General features: G+C 62.0%; 5 protein-coding genes. All 5 read left to right on the top strand.

Annotated features, from left to right (window positions below):
• The first annotated feature begins 119 nt into the window (after positions 1–119).
• The 5 genes from gspE (at position 120) to ABH909_RS16450 (ending at position 18,253) form a co-directional block, all read left to right on the top strand.
• Positions 120–1,538 carry a type II secretion system ATPase GspE gene (gene gspE / locus ABH909_RS16430; RefSeq protein ID WP_429434971.1) on the top strand — a complete coding sequence of 473 codons (1,419 nt, stop codon included), beginning with the start codon at positions 120–122 and terminating at the stop codon, positions 1,536–1,538.
• Positions 1,538–2,749 (top strand): type II secretion system inner membrane protein GspF, encoded by a 1,212-nt coding sequence (gene gspF, locus ABH909_RS16435; RefSeq protein WP_429434974.1) that lies wholly within the window; start codon positions 1,538–1,540, stop codon positions 2,747–2,749. Before gspE ends, gspF begins: the two co-directional genes overlap by 1 nt.
• Positions 2,750–3,204: 455 nt before the next feature.
• Complete coding sequence (locus ABH909_RS16440) at positions 3,205–3,564, top strand: DUF6124 family protein (protein ID WP_429434976.1); 360 nt, start codon at positions 3,205–3,207, stop codon at positions 3,562–3,564.
• 715 nt (positions 3,565–4,279) lie between these two features.
• Positions 4,280–5,452, top strand: a complete 1,173-nt coding sequence (locus ABH909_RS16445; RefSeq protein WP_429434979.1) for a substrate-binding domain-containing protein — start codon at positions 4,280–4,282, stop codon at positions 5,450–5,452.
• A 210-nt stretch (positions 5,453–5,662) separates the two neighbouring features.
• A complete protein-coding gene (locus ABH909_RS16450; protein ID WP_429434981.1) occupies positions 5,663–18,253 on the top strand; it encodes a filamentous haemagglutinin family protein in 12,591 nt (4,196 codons plus the stop codon).
• Positions 18,254–18,855 lie beyond the last annotated feature (602 nt).

Below are 18,855 nucleotides of genomic sequence, written 5' to 3' on the forward strand. Positions count from 1 at the left end.
GGCTGCGATCTTTTGATCTTGATCTTCATCAGTTCCAATAAAACAAAAATCAAAAGATCGCAGCCTTCGGCAGCTCCTACAGGGGGATTGTGTCGCTCGTTGAATAGAGGGTTATGGCCATGAGCGCTTTGCCCTACGCCTGGGCCAAGGCCCAACGCATCCTGCTGCGCACCGGCGAGGAGGGCGCGGTGTTGACGGTGTGTCCGTCGACCCCAGGCTGGTCGATCAGTGAAGTGCGGCGTCAGTTTGGCCCGGCGCGGCTGGAGCGGGTGCGCGACGAAGAACTCGACGGCTTGCTCGCCAGCGCTTACGCCGACACCGGCAGCGCAGCGGCGGTTGTCGGCGCGGCGGAAAACGAAGTCGATCTCGATCGGCTGATGCACGACATCCCGGAAATCACCGACCTGCTGGATACCCAGGACGGCGCGCCGGTGATCCGCATGATCAACGCCTTGCTCACGCAAGCGGCGCGGGATGAGGCCAGCGACATTCACATCGAACCCTATGAAAGCCATTCGGTGGTGCGCTATCGGGTCGACGGCACGCTGCGGGATGTGGTGTCGCCGCGCAAGGCGCTGCACGGCGCATTGGTGTCGCGGATCAAGATCATGGCGCAACTCGACATCGCTGAAAAACGCCTGCCCCAGGACGGCCGCATCGCCTTGCGCGTGGCAGGGCGGCCGATCGATATTCGCGTCTCCACCGTACCCACCGGCCATGGCGAACGGGTGGTGATGCGCCTGCTGGACAAACAGGCCGGGCGCCTGCAACTGGAAACCCTGGGCATGGACCCGCAAGTGCTGGCCAAACTCGACAACCTGATCCGTCAACCCCACGGCATCGTGCTGGTCACCGGCCCCACCGGCAGCGGCAAAACCACCAGTCTCTACGCCGCTCTGGCACGGCTCGATGCCAGCACCAGCAACATCCTCACCGTTGAAGACCCGGTGGAGTACGACTTGCCGGGCATCAGCCAGATCCAGGTCAACGCCAAGATCGACATGACCTTCGCCCTGGCGCTGCGGGCGATTTTGCGGCAAGACCCGGACATCATCATGATCGGCGAAATCCGCGATCTCGAAACCGCACAAATCGCCGTGCAGGCTTCGCTCACCGGGCACTTGGTATTGGCGACGCTGCACACCAACGACGCGGTGTCGGCGGTCAACCGGTTGATCGACATGGGGGTCGAACCGTTTCTGCTGGCGTCATCGATGCTCGGAGTGCTAGCGCAACGGCTGGTGCGACGGCTGTGTCAGCACTGCAAACAGCAAGACCCGGCCGCCCCCGGCACCTGGCGCCCGGTTGGTTGTGCCACATGCAACCACACGGGTTACAGCGGTCGTACCGGCATTCATGAATTGTTCTGCATCGACGATGACATTCGCACGCTGATCCATCAGGGTGCCGGCGAGCAGGCCTTGAGAGCCGCCGCCCGCGAGGCCGGGATGTTCAGCATGCGTGAAGACGGCGAGCGCTGGGTACGCAGCGGTGCCACCGCGCCGGAAGAAATCCTTCGCGTGACACGGGACGCCTGATGAACCGCTACCGTTTTGAAGCCGCCGACGCCAACGGCAAGATCGAGGCCGGCCATCTGGAAGCCGACAGCCAGAGCGCGGCGTTCGGCGTCTTGCGCAGTCGTGGCCTGACCGCGTTGTTGGTGCAAGTCGAGAGCAACACGCCGGCGGGCGGTGGCAGCGGACTGTTCAGCGCGAAACTTTCGGACAACGATCTGGCCTGGGCCACTCGGCAATTGGCGAGCCTGCTCGGCGCGAGCCTGCCGCTGGAAGCCGCGTTGAGCGCGACGGTGGAGCAAGCCGAACGCAAGCACATCGCCCAGACCTTGAGCGCGGTGCGCGCCGATGTGCGTGGCGGCATGCGCCTGGCCGAAGCGTTGGCGGCGCGACCACGGGATTTTCCAGAGATCTATCGGGCGTTGATTGCGGCGGGCGAGGAGTCTGGCGACCTGGCCCAGGTCATGGAGCGGCTGGCCGATTACATCGAAGAGCGTAACAACCTGCGGGGCAAGATTCTCACCGCGTTTATCTATCCCGGGGTGGTGGGGCTGGTGTCGATTGCCATCGTGATTTTCCTGCTCAGCTACGTGGTGCCGCAGGTGGTCAGCGCGTTTTCCCAGGCGCGGCAGGACCTGCCGGGGCTGACCCTGGCGATGCTCAACGCCAGTGACTTCATTCGCGGTTGGGGCTGGTTGTGTTTCAGTCTGATGGCGGGCGGTTTCTGGGGTTGGCGCCTGTACTTGCGCAACCCGGCGGCGCGTTTGAACTGGCACAGTCGAATCCTGCGTTTGCCGTTGATCGGGCGATTCGTGCTGGGGCTCAACACCGCGCGTTTTGCCTCGACCCTGGCGATTCTCGGTGGCGCCGGGGTGCCGTTGTTGCGTGCGCTGGAGGCGGCACGCCAGACCTTGTCCAACGACCGTCTGAGCCTGAGCGTCAGCGACGCCACGGCCAAGGTTCGCGAGGGCGTTAACCTGGCCGCTGCGCTGCGGGTTGAGAAAGTCTTCCCGCCGGTGCTGATCCACCTGATCGCCAGCGGCGAGAAAACCGGCTCGCTGCCACCGATGCTCGAACGCGCCGCGCAAACACTGTCCCGGGACATCGAGCGCCGGGCCATGGGCATGACTGCGTTGCTGGAGCCATTGATGATCGTGGTCATGGGCGCGGTGGTGCTGGTGATCGTCATGGCGGTGCTGTTGCCGATCATTGAGATCAATCAGTTGGTGCAGTGAAGCAGGATCAGAAGATCGCAGCCTCGTTGCACTCGACAGCTCCTACAGGGTTTGGTGTCCACCTGTAGGAGCTGTCGAGTGCAACGAGGCTGCGATCTTTTGATCTTAAACATGGATGTTTAAAAGACATCTCCAGACACTCTCTCAGGCTACACATCCTTGCGCCGCTGCCTACGACTGCGCCAGAATCCGCCGGCTTGTGCGCCTTGAGGCCGGGCTCTATCGTTTGCCTGTCGCTGAAAAACAGCGATCGGGTTTGGTAGCCCGGTTTGACTTGCGTGCATAGCGCACCTGATGCAGAGCCTTTTCGGCCTGCGTTTATGGTGGCCATGCGCAGGGCGCCTTCGGGCGCGCCGGTTTTCCAAGTCACCGGTCTACCAACCTTCGCATGGCCACCACCCCTTCGTTTGGTAGCGAGGGTGATGGCTCCTCTTTTCTGATTTGGAGTTTCATCTATGTTCAAACCGACGCCTAATCCGCCGGAAACCGATCCGGCATCCCCGTACGAATCCCTCGATTCGAAAAAACTCCACGAAGCCGCCAACCGCGCCCTCGACCACTACCTCAAACCACCCACCCCCAAAGACGCCAAGCGCAAACCCAGCACCATTTACCATGTCGGCCCCGAGGTCGATAACGAAACCCTGCTGGTCAACGCCTGCGAATCCCTGGCGTCAGCGAGCATGATGCTCAGTGAGTTCGCCGGATTGATGGACATGCCCCATCGCAACATGATGTTGGGGATTCAATCGGTCGTCATGCTTGGGGAGTTGGCGGTGAATCGGGTGCTGGATAACCTCGATCCGCAGAACTGAGCGATCCATTGTGGCGAGGGAGCTTGCTCCCGCTCGGCTGCGCAGCAGTCGTAAAACCGGTATACGCGGTATGCCAGAAAAAATGCGATTGCAGGTTTTGGGGCCGCTTCGCAACCCAGCGGGAGCAAGCTCCCTCGCCACAAAAGCATCTGTGCATGATAAACGGCTCTAAACAGTCTTTGTGAAAACGCACTGATGGTGGTTTCTGTAAACGCCCCCCGACATGTTCGGGGCGTTTACTTTTGTACGGACAGCAAATGGGTCATGGCACAACACGACCTGTAGCAGCTGCCGAGCCCGCGAAGTTGCGTTCGGCAGCTGCTACAGGGGGTCACAAGATTTTTTCCACCCACACAAAATTATTTTTCAAGCCTTGCACCATCACCCGAGCCCCAATCCCATCATCCTCGGGTTCGTCGTTCTGTCATCTGCAACGCCCCGTCAAGCCCTCCAGCCGACCTTCAACCAAACCAACGAAAGTAGCGCGCCAAACATCGCGCAAAGCCCCCGCAAACACCCGAGAATCCGCCGGAAAATCAACGCCCGGCTCCCGAGGTTTTTTCCTTTATCTGTCACTGGAAGCTGCGAACTTCTGACCCATGGCCTCACCCCATACGCCGTTCGACCTACGCGGTTCCGGGCACAGGACTTGAGCGCCATGGCGTCATGCACGAGCAACTCACCCACGTACGAACACGACGAAAGGAGACTCTTCATGTTTAAGCGCAACGTTCTCGCGGTATCCCTGACCCTCGCTGCCCTGTGCTCGGCACAGGCTGCAATGGCTGACATCAACGGGGGTGGCGCGACCCTGCCACAACCGCTGTACCAGACCACTGGCGTACTGACCACTGGCTTCGCCGCCTACATCGGTGTCGGCAGCGGCAACGGCAAGGCTGCCTTCCTGAACAACGATTACACAAAGCTCAAACCAGGCGTTACCGGCATCAATGTCCATTGGGCCGGTAGCGATTCCAAACTCAGCGCTACCGAATTGAGCAACTATGTGTCGGCGCATGGCGCTGCCTGGGGTCCATTGATCCAGGTGCCTTCGGTGGCCACTTCGGTTGCGATTCCGTTCAACAAAGCCGGCACGGCCAACGTTGATCTGAGCGTCAACCAACTGTGCGGCGTGTTCTCCGGCCGTCTGAACGACTGGAGCCAGATCACCGGTTCCGGCCGCACTGGCGCGATCACTGTCGTTTACCGCAGCGAAAGCAGCGGCACCACCGAGCTGTTCACCCGCTTCCTGAACGCCAAGTGCGCCGAGACCGGCACCTTCGCCATCACCACCAACTTCGCCTCCAGCTACAGCGGTGGCCTGCCGGCCAATGCGGTGTCTGCGGTTGGCAGCCAGGCGGTGATGACGGCCTTGAATACTGCTGATGGTCGCATCACCTACATGAGCCCGGATTACGCAGCGACCACCCTGGCTGGCCTGGACGACGCCACCAAAGTCGCCAAGGTTGCCGGTGTGTCGCCAGCACCCGCCAACGTGTCGGCAGCCATCGCCGCCGTCGCCGTGCCTGCCGCTGCCAACCGTTCCAACCCGAACGCCTGGGTCCCAGTGTTCGCCGCCACCACTAGCCCGACCGATCCAAGTGTCGTGGCTTACCCAACCACCGGTTACCCGATCCTGGGCTTCACCAACCTGATCTTCAGCCAATGCTATGCCGACGGTACCCAGAGCACACAAGTGCGTGACTTCTTCACCCGTCACTACGGTGCCAACGCCGCCACCAACAACGACGCCGCCATCACCGCCAACCGCTTTGTGCCGCTGCCAGCAGCCTGGAAAACTGCAGTACGCAGTAGCTTCCTGACCGCGACCAGCGCTCAGAACATCGGCAACACCAACGTGTGCAACGCCCTCGGTCGTCCGCTGTAACCCTCGCTTCAACGACCCGCAATACCCGGTCAGCAACGGCGCAAGCCGTTGCTGGTTTTTTGCGTATGACCTGGGCAAAACAGCCAGATGAATATTGCGTGACAGAAGTTCGGTCACGTCTTCGTGAAACCGCCTATCCCCTATAAGCAACGCTGGCCGCTTGATGGCACGGCGTTGCAGACCTTCTGCAAATCGAAAGGATGAGTAGTGATGCTGCGCTGCAAACCTCTGGCAAAACCGAATGCCCTGCGTCGTGATGGCGAGCTGTCGATACTGCGGCTCAAGCCGCTGGCCCAGGCCATTGCGTTGTTGATGGTGACCGGCAGTGCTCATGCGGCGACTGCATTCAGTTCCAGTTGGTTTGCCGCCAAGGGCGCGGCGCAGTCTGCCGGCGCGGCGCGGCCAGGGGCGACAGTGCCGGGCATGCCGCCACCGCTGGCGCAGCAGCAAAAGGCCAATCAACAGTTGCAGCGTTCACTGACCAACCTCAACAACACCGTGGCCGCGATTGCCGCGCAGCAAGCCGCGCAAGCGGCGGGGCGGCAGGCAGCGTTCGGTCGGGTGCAGACGGTGCCGGATGGTTTGGGCGAGGGCGGTTTGAAAGTCGACAACAGCCTGACCCAGGGTTGGGCCAATGCCCAGGCACCCGAGCAAACCCAAGCCGACGGCAAGACCACGGTGAAGATCCAGCAGACCGCCGACAAGGCGATTCTTAACTGGGAAACCTTCAACGTCGGGCGCAACACCACCGTGGATTTCAAGCAGCAATCGAACTGGGCGGTGCTTAACCGCATCAACGACCCGAGTGCGCGCCCGAGTCAGATCCAGGGTCAGATCAAGGGCGACGGCACGGTGATGCTGATCAACCGCAACGGCATCGTGTTCAGCGGCACCAGCCAGGTCAACGTGCGTAACCTGGTGGCCGCTGCCGCGACGATCACTGATGCTCAATTCAATCAGGGCGGCCTGTATGTCGATGCCACCGGCAGTCAGCCGACCTTCGCCGATGCCGTCGGTAAAGTGCTGGTGGAGCGCGGTGCCTTGATCGAAACCCACAAGGCGGCATCGTCCACCGATGCGGGCGGTTATACCTTGCTGCTCGGTACCGAGGTTGAGAACGCCGGTTCCATCGTCACTGCCAAAGGGCAGACTACGTTGGCCGCCGGCGACAGCTTTTACATTCGTCGCGGTGTCGGCACCAGCGGCAACCAACGCTCTACCACCCGTGGCAACGAAGTGGCCACGGCGCTCAAAACTGGCAGCAGCGCCGGTACGGTGATCAACAACGGCCTGATTCAGGCGTCCACCGGCGACATCACCCTGACCGGGCATCAAGTGCAGCAAAACGCCGTGGCCGTGGCCAGCACGTCGGTCGATATTCGCGGCACGGTGCACCTGCTCAACTCGGCCACCGACAACACCGGCAGCGTGACGCTCGGCCAGGGCAGCACCACGGCGATCCTGCTTGACGCCGCCAGCGGTTCGGCCCTGGACAGCCAGCGCAATGCGGCGCTGGCGGGACTCGACGGTTTATCGAACACACTGAATATCGGGCGCTTCAACAACCTCAGCGCTGTTGCCGACCGCACCGACCAGTCGCGGGTCGAGATCGTCAGTGGCGGTAGTGTCGATTTCCAGAACGGCTCGATCACCCTGGCCACTGGCGGCCAGGTCGCAGTCAGTGCCGGCCGTCGCAGCCTGGTGCGCGAGGGCGCGGTAATCGATGTGTCCGGCGCCATCGGCGTCAAAGTGGCGATGGAATCCAACAGCATCAAGGTCAATGTCCAGGGCAACGAGCAGCGCGACGCCTCGGTCAACCGCGATGGCGGCAAACTGAGCAACAGTGATGTGTGGGTCGATTTACGTGAGCTGGTGCACGTAGCCGCCGGCACCAATGGTTACGCCACTGATCGTTGGTACACCGCCGGTGGTTTGCTGGAAATGGGTGGTTACCTTGGCACGCAAAATCACAGCGTCGGCGAATGGATGGCCCAGGGCGGCACGTTGACGTTCACCGGCAATGACGTGGTGACGCAGCAGAACGCGCAACTCAACCTGTCGGGTGGCACGCTGGATGTGCAGAGCGGTTACATCCAGCAATCCTGGCTCAAGGGGCCGAATGGCCGCTTGTATGAGTTATCGCGCGCACCGGGGGACATTCTCTATTCCGGGCTTTACAACGGCTATGAAGATCACAGCGAACGCTGGGGCCAGACCAATTATTACTACAGCCCGCTGATCGCGCCCAAGCAACGGTACGAGGACGGTTACACCGTGGGCCGCGACGCCGGCAAACTGGTGATCGCCACCACCAGCGCGGTGCTTGAAGGCCAGATTGTCGGTGAAGTGTTCAAGGGCGAGCGCCAGACGCAAGCACCGATTTCCGGTCTCGACGGATACCGGCAAGCGCAAACCGCTGTGGCTCGGCGGGCACAGTTGTTGGTCGGTAACTACACGCCGATTTACGACGCCACCACGGGTTCGCTCAACAGTGGCTTGAGCCCAACCCTCAATCAGGTGCTCATTGGCGATGTCGAGCAGAAGATCGCCACCGGCCTTGACTTGACCTCGATGGTGCCCAGTGACCGGCAAGGCAAACTGCAACTGGACGGCGATCAGCTCAATGGTTTCCAGCTCGGGGCGCTGAAGGTCGCGGCCCGGCAACAGGTTCAGGTCGACACCGCGCTGACCGTGGCTGACGGTGGTGAAATCACCCTGTATGCCCCGCAAGTCAGCACCAACGCTGACCTCACCGCTCGCAGTGGCAGCATTCGTCTGGGCAACGTGCTCAAACAGATCAATGTTGACAGCAACTTCGTGGTCGGCGATGTGATCCTGGCGCCCACCAGTGACTTCAAGGCCCAGGTAACGGTGGCCGAGGGCGTGCGACTGAACACCGCCGGTCTATGGAGCAATCTGCTGCTTGATGCCAGCGACAGCACGCGTTTGCCGTACCTCAATGGCGGCACGGTGTCGTTGCGCAGCAGCGGCGATATCGACTTGCAGGCGGGCAGCCTGATCGATGTGTCCTCTGGCGGCGCGGTCATGGCCGACGGCAAGACCCGCGGCGACAAGGGCGGTGATATGACCCTGGCGGCGGGTGACAGCAGCCCGTCAGGATCGGCTTCGTTGACCCTGGGGGCCGGGTTGCGCGGTGAAGGCGTAACGGGTGGCGGCACCTTGAAAATCCAGTCCCATAAGGTGCAGATCGGCGAGGCGGACGCTGTCCCCGCGAGCGACACGCTGCAGTTGGCCGCGGACTTTTTCAACAAAGGCTTTTCAGCCTACGACATCACCGGCAATGAAGGTTTGATCGTCGCGGATGGCGCTCAGGTGGACGTGATCGCGCCGGCTTATCGCTTTGGCGAAGATGCCACGCGCACGGCAACCGGCGCGGAACCGGCGACGGCGCTGGAGCGTTGGCTGCCGACCCTGTATCAGGAAAATCCGCTCAAAGGCGTGCTGACCCAGCGTAAAGGCGCCAGCCTGAGCTTGAATGCCGGAACCGCACAATCCACGCCTGCCGACATGGCCACTACCGCGTTGACCCTCGGCCAAGGCTCCGTGATCAGCGTTGACCCTGGCCAGTCAATCAACCTGCGCAGCATCGGCCAGCTGACCGCCAACGGCACGCTGAATGCCTGGGGCGGGCAGGTCTCGCTAGGTGGGCTGAATGTCACCGGACAGGCGGCCGACGCGGTAAACGCCATCGGTCATGGCCGCTCCATCTGGCTCGGTGAACAGGCATTGATCGATGTCGCGGCACGCGCAGCGACGGCGGTTGATGCCCGTGGCCAGACCTATGGACTGGTGCGCAACGGCGGCCAGATCGTGATCGGTGGCCAGATCGACAGTAAAACAGGGATAGCCACGGCGTCCGATCTGTTTGTGGTATTGCGCGAAGGCTCGCGCCTGGAAGCCTCGGGCGCCCGGGCGCTGCTGGACATTCCCGGCCAGGGCAAAACCTGGGTGGCCAGTCATGGCGGCAGTATTGCTCTGGGCTCCAATAATGGCTTGTACCTGGACGGCAGCTTTAACGCCAAAGCGGGCGGGGCGGGGGCGGCGGGTGGCAGTTTATCGGTCGCGCTTGAGACGCCTTATTACCTGAAAGCCACCGTCACTGATCGGGTGCTGCAGGTTCGTGAGCTGATCCTCAGCCAGACGCATGTGCCCGGCACGGTGCAAGGTTCGCCTGAGGACGCCGCTGGCTCGCTGGTCTACGGTCGCGGCCAACTGGGTGTCGATCAAATCCAGGCCGGCGGTTTCGACAATGTGGCGCTGCTCAGTAATGGCTTGTTGAGCGTGGCCGGCGATATGGCGCTGACCACCGGCCAGAGCCTGAGCCTGTATTCCCGGGGCGTTGGCCTGGCCAAAGACGCGGCGGCCAATAGCCGGATTGAGCTGAACGCGCCCCATGTGCTGTTGGCGGGGATACTTGCCCCGGTTGACCCAAACAAGACTGTTTACGTCCGACCACTGCTCGACGCCACTGTGTTCACGGCGAATAACCAGGCGCTGTTCGCGGTCAATGCCGATCTGCTGGATGTTCAAGGCAGCGTCAGTTTTAGCAGCAAAGGTACGTTCGGGCGTGCCGACGAGTCCACCGTCACCGTCGAGCGCGAGGGCTTCGACCAGATCGAGCTGAACAGCCGCGGCGACTTGCGCTTTCTCGCTGGCACTGAGGGGCTGGGAATGCCGACCGGTATTACCACGCAATTGATCACCCCCGGCGATATGACCTTGCGCGCTGCCCAGTTATACCCGGCCACCGGGGTCGGCGCGCGGGTGCTGGCCGGTTATGGCTGGAACGCGGGGGCGGGGACGTCAGTGACGCTCTATGACCCGACGCGAACCTTGGTCATCGGTCGCACAGGCAGCGTGACACCCGCTGTACCGTATTCGGTTTTCGGTCGATTGCAATTGGGGGCAGGAACAATCGAACAAGGTGGCGTCGTGCGCGCGCCGTTGGGGTTGATTGAAGTCGGAACGGTGGTCAATACGTCCGGCGCAACGACGAACGTCGAGCTGCTCTCCGGCAGCCTCACTTCCGTCAGTGGCAAGGGATTGACGTTGCCCTATGGCGGCACCGTCGATGGTCAGGCCTACAGCTATGGGGGCAAAAATGTGGCACTGGTCGGCCAAGGATCCGTGCTCAATGAGAACGGTGATCTGACGGTCGGGGTGATTTTGGGTGGCCAGTCGATCACGGCACAGGAAGGCTCCGTACTGGACCTGTCCGGTGGCGGTGATTTGTTGGGGGCCGGGTTTATCTCCGGCCGTGGCGGTTCGACCGACGCCCGTTACAACCCGTTGGTGCAAATCGGCGCCAATGGTGGCTTTACCTTGCCGGGCCTTGCCACTAACCCGGTGTATGCCATCGTGCCGGGCAATCAGAGTGCTTATGCACCAGTGGCCGCCGAAGGCGGTGCACTCGACCCGGTGATCGGGCGACAAGTCACCATTGGTGCGGGCGTGCCAGGGCTGACAGCGGGCACCTACACGTTGATGCCTTCCACCTATGCCTTGTTGCCGGGGGCATTCCGGGTCGAGGTCAACGGCCTGGCGGGATTGGGCAGCGTGGCTGGCGCGCAACGGATGCGTAATGGTTCGTGGACCACCGCCGGTACGCTCTCGGTGGCCAATACCGGGCTGCGCGACAGCATCACCAGCCAATTGATCCTGACATCTGGTGATGTGTTGCGCCGTTATTCGCAATACAACGAAACCAGTTACGCTCAGTTCGCAGTGGCCGATGCCGCGCGGTTGGGCGTTCCGCGAGCGATGCTGCCGATGGACGCGAAAACGCTTAAGCTGGCGCTGCTCAAGGGTGCCAAAGAAGAGGCGTTTTCGTTCAACGGCACCGGCAGATTCGACGCCGCACCGGGTGGGTATGGCGGCACTGTCGTGGCATTGTCGGCCGTCCCCAACGTTGATCTGGAAATCGTCGGCGCGGGTCAATCGGCTACCCCGGCCTTCTCCGGCATCACGCTGGATGCCGACAGCCTGAATGCCTTGCAGGCGACGCGGTTGATGGTCGGCCGACTGCCTTTCGTGGTGTATGGCCAAGGCGGTAACTACATCAATTTCACCGGCGTCGGTGCCAGTTCGAACATTACCCTGCGCCAGGGTGCGACCCTCTCTGCCCCGGAAGTCTTCCTGGTGACCGGTAACGGTAATCTGGTGGTAGAGCAGGGGGCGATGATCAACACCATTGGCCGAGGCGCGGCGTCGTTTGATGCCCGGGACGGCTTCATTTACCAGGCGACCAACCTGCTCGCGGCCTCCAATGGCTTGCTCAACGTGCAGTTCGCGCCCAATACCATCAGTGGTTCGATCAGCGTGGGCGGTTGCGACAGCCTCTGCACCGGGCAGACACGGCTTTATTCCGAAGGCAGCCTCGTCGCGGCGACGGGCACGACCCTGGAACTGGGCGATCAGGTGCGCTACGGCACCCGCCACCTGACGCTGGCCGTGGGCAACATCAACGTCGGCAGCAGCCAGGCATTGACCGATGCCGCGACGCGCAACGTATTGCCCACCGGTTTGAGTTTGAGCCAGCCAGTGCTTGAACGCTTATTACAGGGCGACACCGAGTATGGCGCTCCGGCATTGGAAACGCTGGAACTGTCGGCCCGCGAAGCACTGAATTTCTACGGCAGCGCCAGCCTCGACACCTACGATGCCCAGAACGGTCGCTCGCGACTGAACAACCTGATGCTCACCACTCCCGCGATGTATGGCGCTGGCGGCGCGAATGATGTGGCGACGATTCGCACGTCCAATCTGATCTGGAACGGCGCCAAGGGCGTACCCGGCACAGTGATCGCCGGTGGTGCCGGCACCGGCAGCGGGCGTCTGGACATTCAGGCCGAGCGCATCGAGTTCGGTTATGGCGATTTCGCCCAGCCCAATTCTGTCGATAGCCTTGATCGTCTGGCGCTGGGCTTTGCCAACGTCAACCTGAGCGCGAGCGAGCGCATCACCGCCAATCATAAAGGCAGCCTCGCGGTGTACCAGACCCAGGGAGCCTTCGACGCGCAAAAGGGTTTCAGTTACAGCGGCGGTAACCTGAACATCGCCACGCCGTTGATGACCGGAGAAGCCGGTTCGGTCAATCGCATCACTGCCGGCGGTGCCATTGACGTCAGCGGCACGGCCAACCCGACAGCCAGCGCCGTCGGCCTCGGGGCTGAATTGTCATTGAGCGCCAGCCGCATCAATCTGGCGAGTGCGGTGGTGTTGCCCAGCGGCAAGCTGACCCTCAACGCTACCAACGACTTGACGCTGACGGATGGCGCGCTGATTGACGTGGCCGGACGTGCCATCGTTTTCAATGACTTGACCAAATACAGCAGCGGCGGTGAGGTCATTTTGCAGAGCCGCAACGGCAACATTCTTCAGAGCGCCGGCTCGCGGATCGATCTGTCGGCGCGCAACAATCGCGCCGGGCAACTCAGTGCCGTGGCACTGGACCCGGCAGCCGGAATGGTCGACCTGCAAGGCAGCATTCTGGGGAGCAGCAGTGGTGAATACGACGCCGGTGGCACCTACATGCCATATTTGGCCGGTGAGGTCGAAATCCAGGCTCAACGCTTGGGCGGCAGTGGCAATTCGAGTGAGCAGTTCGCGGCGCTCAACCAGCGTTTGAATCAGGGCGAAGTGTTTGGTTCGCGCAGTTTCCAGCTCAAGCAGGGCGATCTGGTCATTGGCAATGACCTTAAGGCGTCGAACATCACCGTGTCGCTGGATAACGGCAGCCTGTGGGTCAATGGCACGGTGGACGCCAGTGGCGAGCGGGTCGGCAACATTAGCCTGTCGGCGAAAAACGCCTTGACCCTGGGCAGTGGCGCCTTGCTTGATGCCCATGGCCGCCGTCTGCGAGTGGACAGTTACGGCAAGATCATCGACTCGCCGAACCGCGCCATGATCGACCTGACCTCCCGCGAGGGCGTATTGACCCTGGCCAGCGGAGCGCGCATCGATCTGCGTCACGGCACCGACGTGGCGGTCGGCAGTCTGCCGGGGCAGAACGACGGTCGCGCCCGTGGCACCTTCGAACTCAATGCCCGGCGCATGGGCCTCAGTGCTGCCGATCCGGTCTACGGGGACATCGCCATTGATGCCAGCGGCAATCTGGATATCCAGGGCGCGCGCTCCATCGCGCTGAACGCGACCTGGCAATACGACGATGCGCCGCCAGGCACTGATCCGGCGGCCAGTGGCCGACCGTATCAAGTGATCGATCAGGGTTATCTGGACGGCAAGCATCAACAGAGCATCCAGTTCATCAATGCTGCGCTGGCCAATAGCGACTTGATGCAGCGCAAACTGGCGGGGCTGAATAACGCCCGTTATGCCGACGTCTTCCATCTGCGCCCTGGTGTCGAGATTGTCAGTGCCACCGCCGACGGCGATCTGGTGGTGCAGGGCGATCTGGACCTGTCGGGTTATCGCTACGCCAGCCTCAACCCGCATACGCAAAAAACAAGCGTCTACGGCTCCGGCGAATCCGGCAACCTGACGTTGCGCGCCGGTGGCGACCTGAATATCTATGGCAGTATCAACGATGGTTTTGCACCGCCGCCGGACACCCAGGACGACAAGGGCTGGGTGCTGTTGCCGGGGATCGATTTCACCGGTGGCGATATCGTCGTGCCGGGCGCGGGCGTCACCCTGGCCGATGGCACAGCGTTCCCGGCCGGGACGATCCTGAACTACGACGTACCGCTCAAAGGCATGACGGTGGTTGCCGGCACTCGTTTACCGGTGGCCGTGACACTCGCTCAGCCGCTGGTACTGCCGGCGGGCACCGTTCTGGCGGCCGAGGTGCGCGATAACGTGGGCAACCTGTTGTTCGCCGCCGGTACCTTGTTGCAGCAAAACGTGACCCTGGCCATCGATTCTCAACTGGGCGCCGGGAGCCTGTTGACCAGCACTGCGTCCTTGCAAAACTTTGTCTGGCCCAAGGGGGTGCCGTTGCCGAGTGTCGCGGGGGCGATGAATGCTCAGACCAATGTGTTGAATCTCGTCGGCAATCTGGCGCTGGCCCGTGGCGCGCTGATTCCGTCCGGCACCGATGTGAAACTGCCCACCGGGGTGGATTCGGTGCAGTTGCGGCCGGAAGTCGCGGGGCGACAGGGGCGCAACTGGGCCATCGCGCCGATGCTGGCCGAAGGTTCGCAATCCTGGTCGCTGCGTCTGGTGGCCGGTGCTGATACCGATGCAGCGGATAGCCGCATCCTGCAGCCGCTGCCGGTCAGCGGGGACTTGCACCTGGCCGACAGTCACTACGGCATGTTTGGCAAGGCCAAGGCTGGGGGGATGGTGTGGACCGAAGAGGGGTCGATCAACTGGGCCGGCGATACCAGTCTGGTGGGGCAACCGATCGATGAAGATGCTCTTGGTTATCCGGGACTTTGTTCCGATAACCCGACGTTCTGTAAGGCCAGCAGCGGTTTTGTCTGGACCGAAGATGGATCAATCAACTGGGTCGGCGATACCAGTCTGGCGGGCCAGCCGATTGACTTTGACGCCATTGGCTATCCCGAGCTATGCACCGACAATCCGACGTTCTGTCAGGCCAGCGGTCAGTCTGAGTACAAGCCCGGCAGCCAGCGCTGGAGCGTGATTCGCACCGCTGCAGCGGACCTTGAGCTGCTGTCGGCAGACGATCTGAAAATGGATTCGTTGTACGGCGTTTATACCGCCGGTACATCGGCGAGCGCCACCGACGCCAATGACCCTTATAACCAGCCCAGGGCGCGGGGGGGCAATGACACGGTGCTCAATGACGCGTTCGGCGAGAATGAAAAACTGGTGGATGGCAGCACCAGCAGCCTCTACCGCGCTTGGTACCCTGAGCTTGGCGGCAACCTGACACTGAAGGTCGGCGGCAACCTGACTGGCAACAGTATGGATGTGGTGACCTCTGGTTATGGACGCCCCAACACAGGTGATCTGGGTTATGACACGGTCAATGTAGGCAATTGGTTATGGCGCCAGGGCAGTGGTTCAGTCGCCACCGGCACCCAGGCACAACCGACCGCCTGGTGGATCAACTTTGGCAGTTATACCGCTGCACAGGACGGCAAGGCCGACCTGATGGTCGGGTTTACCGGTTTCGGCACCTTGGGTGGTGGTGACCTGAACGTACAGGTTGGGGGCGATGCCGGGGTGTTGAATACCCTGGCTGGAAACTCCTTTCAAGGTATCAACCCACGGAGCCAGGGGCTGGTACTGGCAGTGGGCAGCACCGGGCGCGTGGGCGCCGATGGCAGCGTGCAACTGACCGGCGGTGGCGACCTTGACCTGCGCATCAGCGGCGCAATCAATCCGGCCAGCACCACCGTCGACGGGCATCTCAATGGTGCCGTGATCGACCTGCGCGGCCATGCTCAACTCGACAGTGCGTCGATGGGCAGCCTGAACCTTCATTACGGCAGTGTGTTGAACGACCAGTCGCCTGGAGAAACCCGTGCTTATGACGTATTCCGTGCGACCCGTGGTCTCGCGGCGGGCGGGCTGACATTGATGCCCGGTGATGCCACGTTTGCGCTGTCGACGCTGGGAGATCTGGTGGTGCAGGATGTCGCGGATCCGGGGCGTGCGCCGTTGATGAGCGGTTCGGCGTTTACCTCTGGCGCTGGCGTCCATGGGCTGGGGCACAGCTGGTTCACATTGTGGACAGAGCGCACTGCCATCGATCTGTTCGCGGCGGGCGGTAATCTCACGCCATATACCCAAGGTTTGGAGACGGACCTGGCGGTGGTTTACCCCTCCATTCTGCGAGCGGTTGCGGCCAGCGGCAGTCTTTACTATGGCGAAGCCAGCAAGCTGGGGACCGGTGGTGGTGTGAGCAATCACCGCCCTGCGTTAGTACTCGCACCGTCGGCGAGCGGGGAATTGCAGTTGCTGGCCGGTGATTCCATCTACGGCGGTGATCTGACCGTCACTCAATCGAGTGCCTCCGGCAGTGCGATGGCGACACCTCAACGACCTGCATTTTTGGCAACTGTCTCTACAGGAACAGTCGGCAGCAATCTGTCCGAAACCGGCAATCGTTACGGGGCCGGCTCTAACATCTTCCCACTATTCGCCTTTGGTGCAGACAGCGCGGCCGGCGAAGGGGACGCTAATGCCAACCCGGCTCGTTTTTACGCCGTGAACGGCGATTTGCTGGCGGTCAGCAGCGGTCGGGCGATGACCTTCACCACACCTGGTGATGCGCGTCTGGGGCAAACCTGGTATGAGGGCGGCGGCCCCGTCTGGATGATGGCCGGGCGGGACATCGTCAGCAGTGGCACACCCCTGAGCGGCGGTCGGGGCGGTGAGTCTGTCACTGGGGAATACAACAGCGCCGGCAACCTCTTCATCCACAACAACCCAACCGATATCTCCATCGTTTCAGCCGGTCGCGACATTCTCTACAGCAACTTCAACGTCGCCGGTCCCGGCACGCTGGAACTCAGCGCCGGGCGCAATCTGCTGATGGAAGACAAGGTCAGCGTCACCAGTATCGGTGCCGTGGTGCCGGGGGATTCCAGAGCCGGGGCGAGCATTGTGATGCAGGCCGGGGTTGGTGCCGGTGGACCTGACTACGATCGCTTCATCACTCCTTATCTGTCGTCCGCGAATCTGGCTGAGGCCGGTCTTGGGCTGGCCAGTCAGGATGGCAAAGTCGCCAAGACCTACGAAACCGAACTGGTCAGCTGGCTGGTCGCTCGTTATGGCTTCATGGGCACCCCGCAGCAGGCGCGCAGCTTCTATGCCGCCTTGCCGGCCGAGCAGCGCCGGGTGTTCGCCCGTGAGGTGTACTTCGCCGAACTCAAGGCCGGTGGCCGCGAGTACAACGAAGAGGGCGGCCTGCGTCAGGGAAGCTACGTACGTGGCCGCGAGGCGATTGCGGCGTTGTTCCCAGAGAAGGACGTGGCCGGGAATCCGATCACCTACAAGGGCGATATCACGATGTATGGCGGTGCCGGTGTGCACACCGATTTTGGGGGTGGCATCCAGATGCTGACGCCGGGTGGCGGCCAGGTCTTCGGCATCGAAGGCACTGCACCGCCGTCCACCGCTGGTGTGATCACTCAAGGCGAGGGCGACATTCAGCTGTACGCCAAAGGCAGCATCTTGCTTGGCCAGAGCCGGATCATGACCACCTTTGGTGGCTCGATCATCGGCTGGTCCGCCGAAGGCGACATCAACGCCGGCCGCGGTTCGAAAACCACCGTGGTCTACACACCGCCCAAACGTCTGTACGACACCTGGGGCAACGTGACCTTGTCGCCCTCGATGCCGAGCACCGGTGCGGGGATCGCCACGCTCAATCCGATTCCGGAGGTAGCGCCGGGTGACATCGACCTGATCGCGCCACTGGGCACCATCGATGCCGGCGAGGCGGGGATTCGGGTGTCGGGCAACGTCAACATCGCGGCATTGACGGTGGTGAACGCGGCGAACATTCAGACCCAGGGAAAATCGACCGGGGTGCCGATGACTGCTTCAGTAAATACCGGGGCGATCACCTCAGCCAGTTCCGCGGCGTCGTCGGCCACCCAAGCGGCGGAGGACGTGGCGCGTCAGCAGCAGGCAGCATCACGGCAGAATCAGGCGTCGGTGTTTACCGTGCAGGTGTTGAGTTTCGGCTCCGAACAACTGGCGCCGACCCGCGATGGCGCGAGCCGGGTGCCGGAGGCTGGGTACAACCCGAACAGTCCGGTGCAAGTGTTGGGGGCCGGGGCTCTGGATGAATCAGCGCGGCAGCGGTTGACCGAGGAGGAGCGGGGCAGCCTTACCTTGTAGGACTCTCGTTGTAATTTTGGGCGACCTTTGGGTCGCCTTTTTTTTGCAAATCTGGTGGATGTACACAGTCCATCTGTGGGAGCGGGCTTGCTCGCGAAGACGGCGGCACATTCAACAGGGAAGTGACTGACAGACCGCTTTCGCGAGCAAGCCCGCTCCCACAGTTGATCTCGGGCGTACGCAGATAGTGTGTTCACCGAAGGTCTACTGTGGGAGCCGGGCTTGCTCGCGAAGAGGCCGATACAGCCACCACAAGGCTCGATGTCAGAGCGCTAAACAAGCCATGTTTAAACGACACTTCCAGATACTCACTCAGGCTACACATCCTTGCGCCGCTGCCTACGACTGCGCCAGAATCCGCCGGCTTGTGCGCCTTGGGTCCGGGCCCTATCGTTTGCCTGTCGCTGAAAAACAGCGAACGGGTTTGGTAGCCCGGATTAATCAAGGCGCACAACGCCGACGTTTCAAGCAGTTGACGCTTTTTTTCGTCTGCTGTTTTGTTATGGCGGTTGTGCGCAGGGCGCCCTCGGACGCGCTGGGTTCCCTTGATGCCCGGTCTACCAACCTGCGTACAGCCGCCACCCTAATGTTTGGTAGCAATA

Origin of the sequence: Pseudomonas sp. BS3782 TE3695, assembly GCF_050435305.1 — a bacterium.
In the GTDB taxonomy this organism is placed as follows: domain Bacteria; phylum Pseudomonadota; class Gammaproteobacteria; order Pseudomonadales; family Pseudomonadaceae; genus Aquipseudomonas.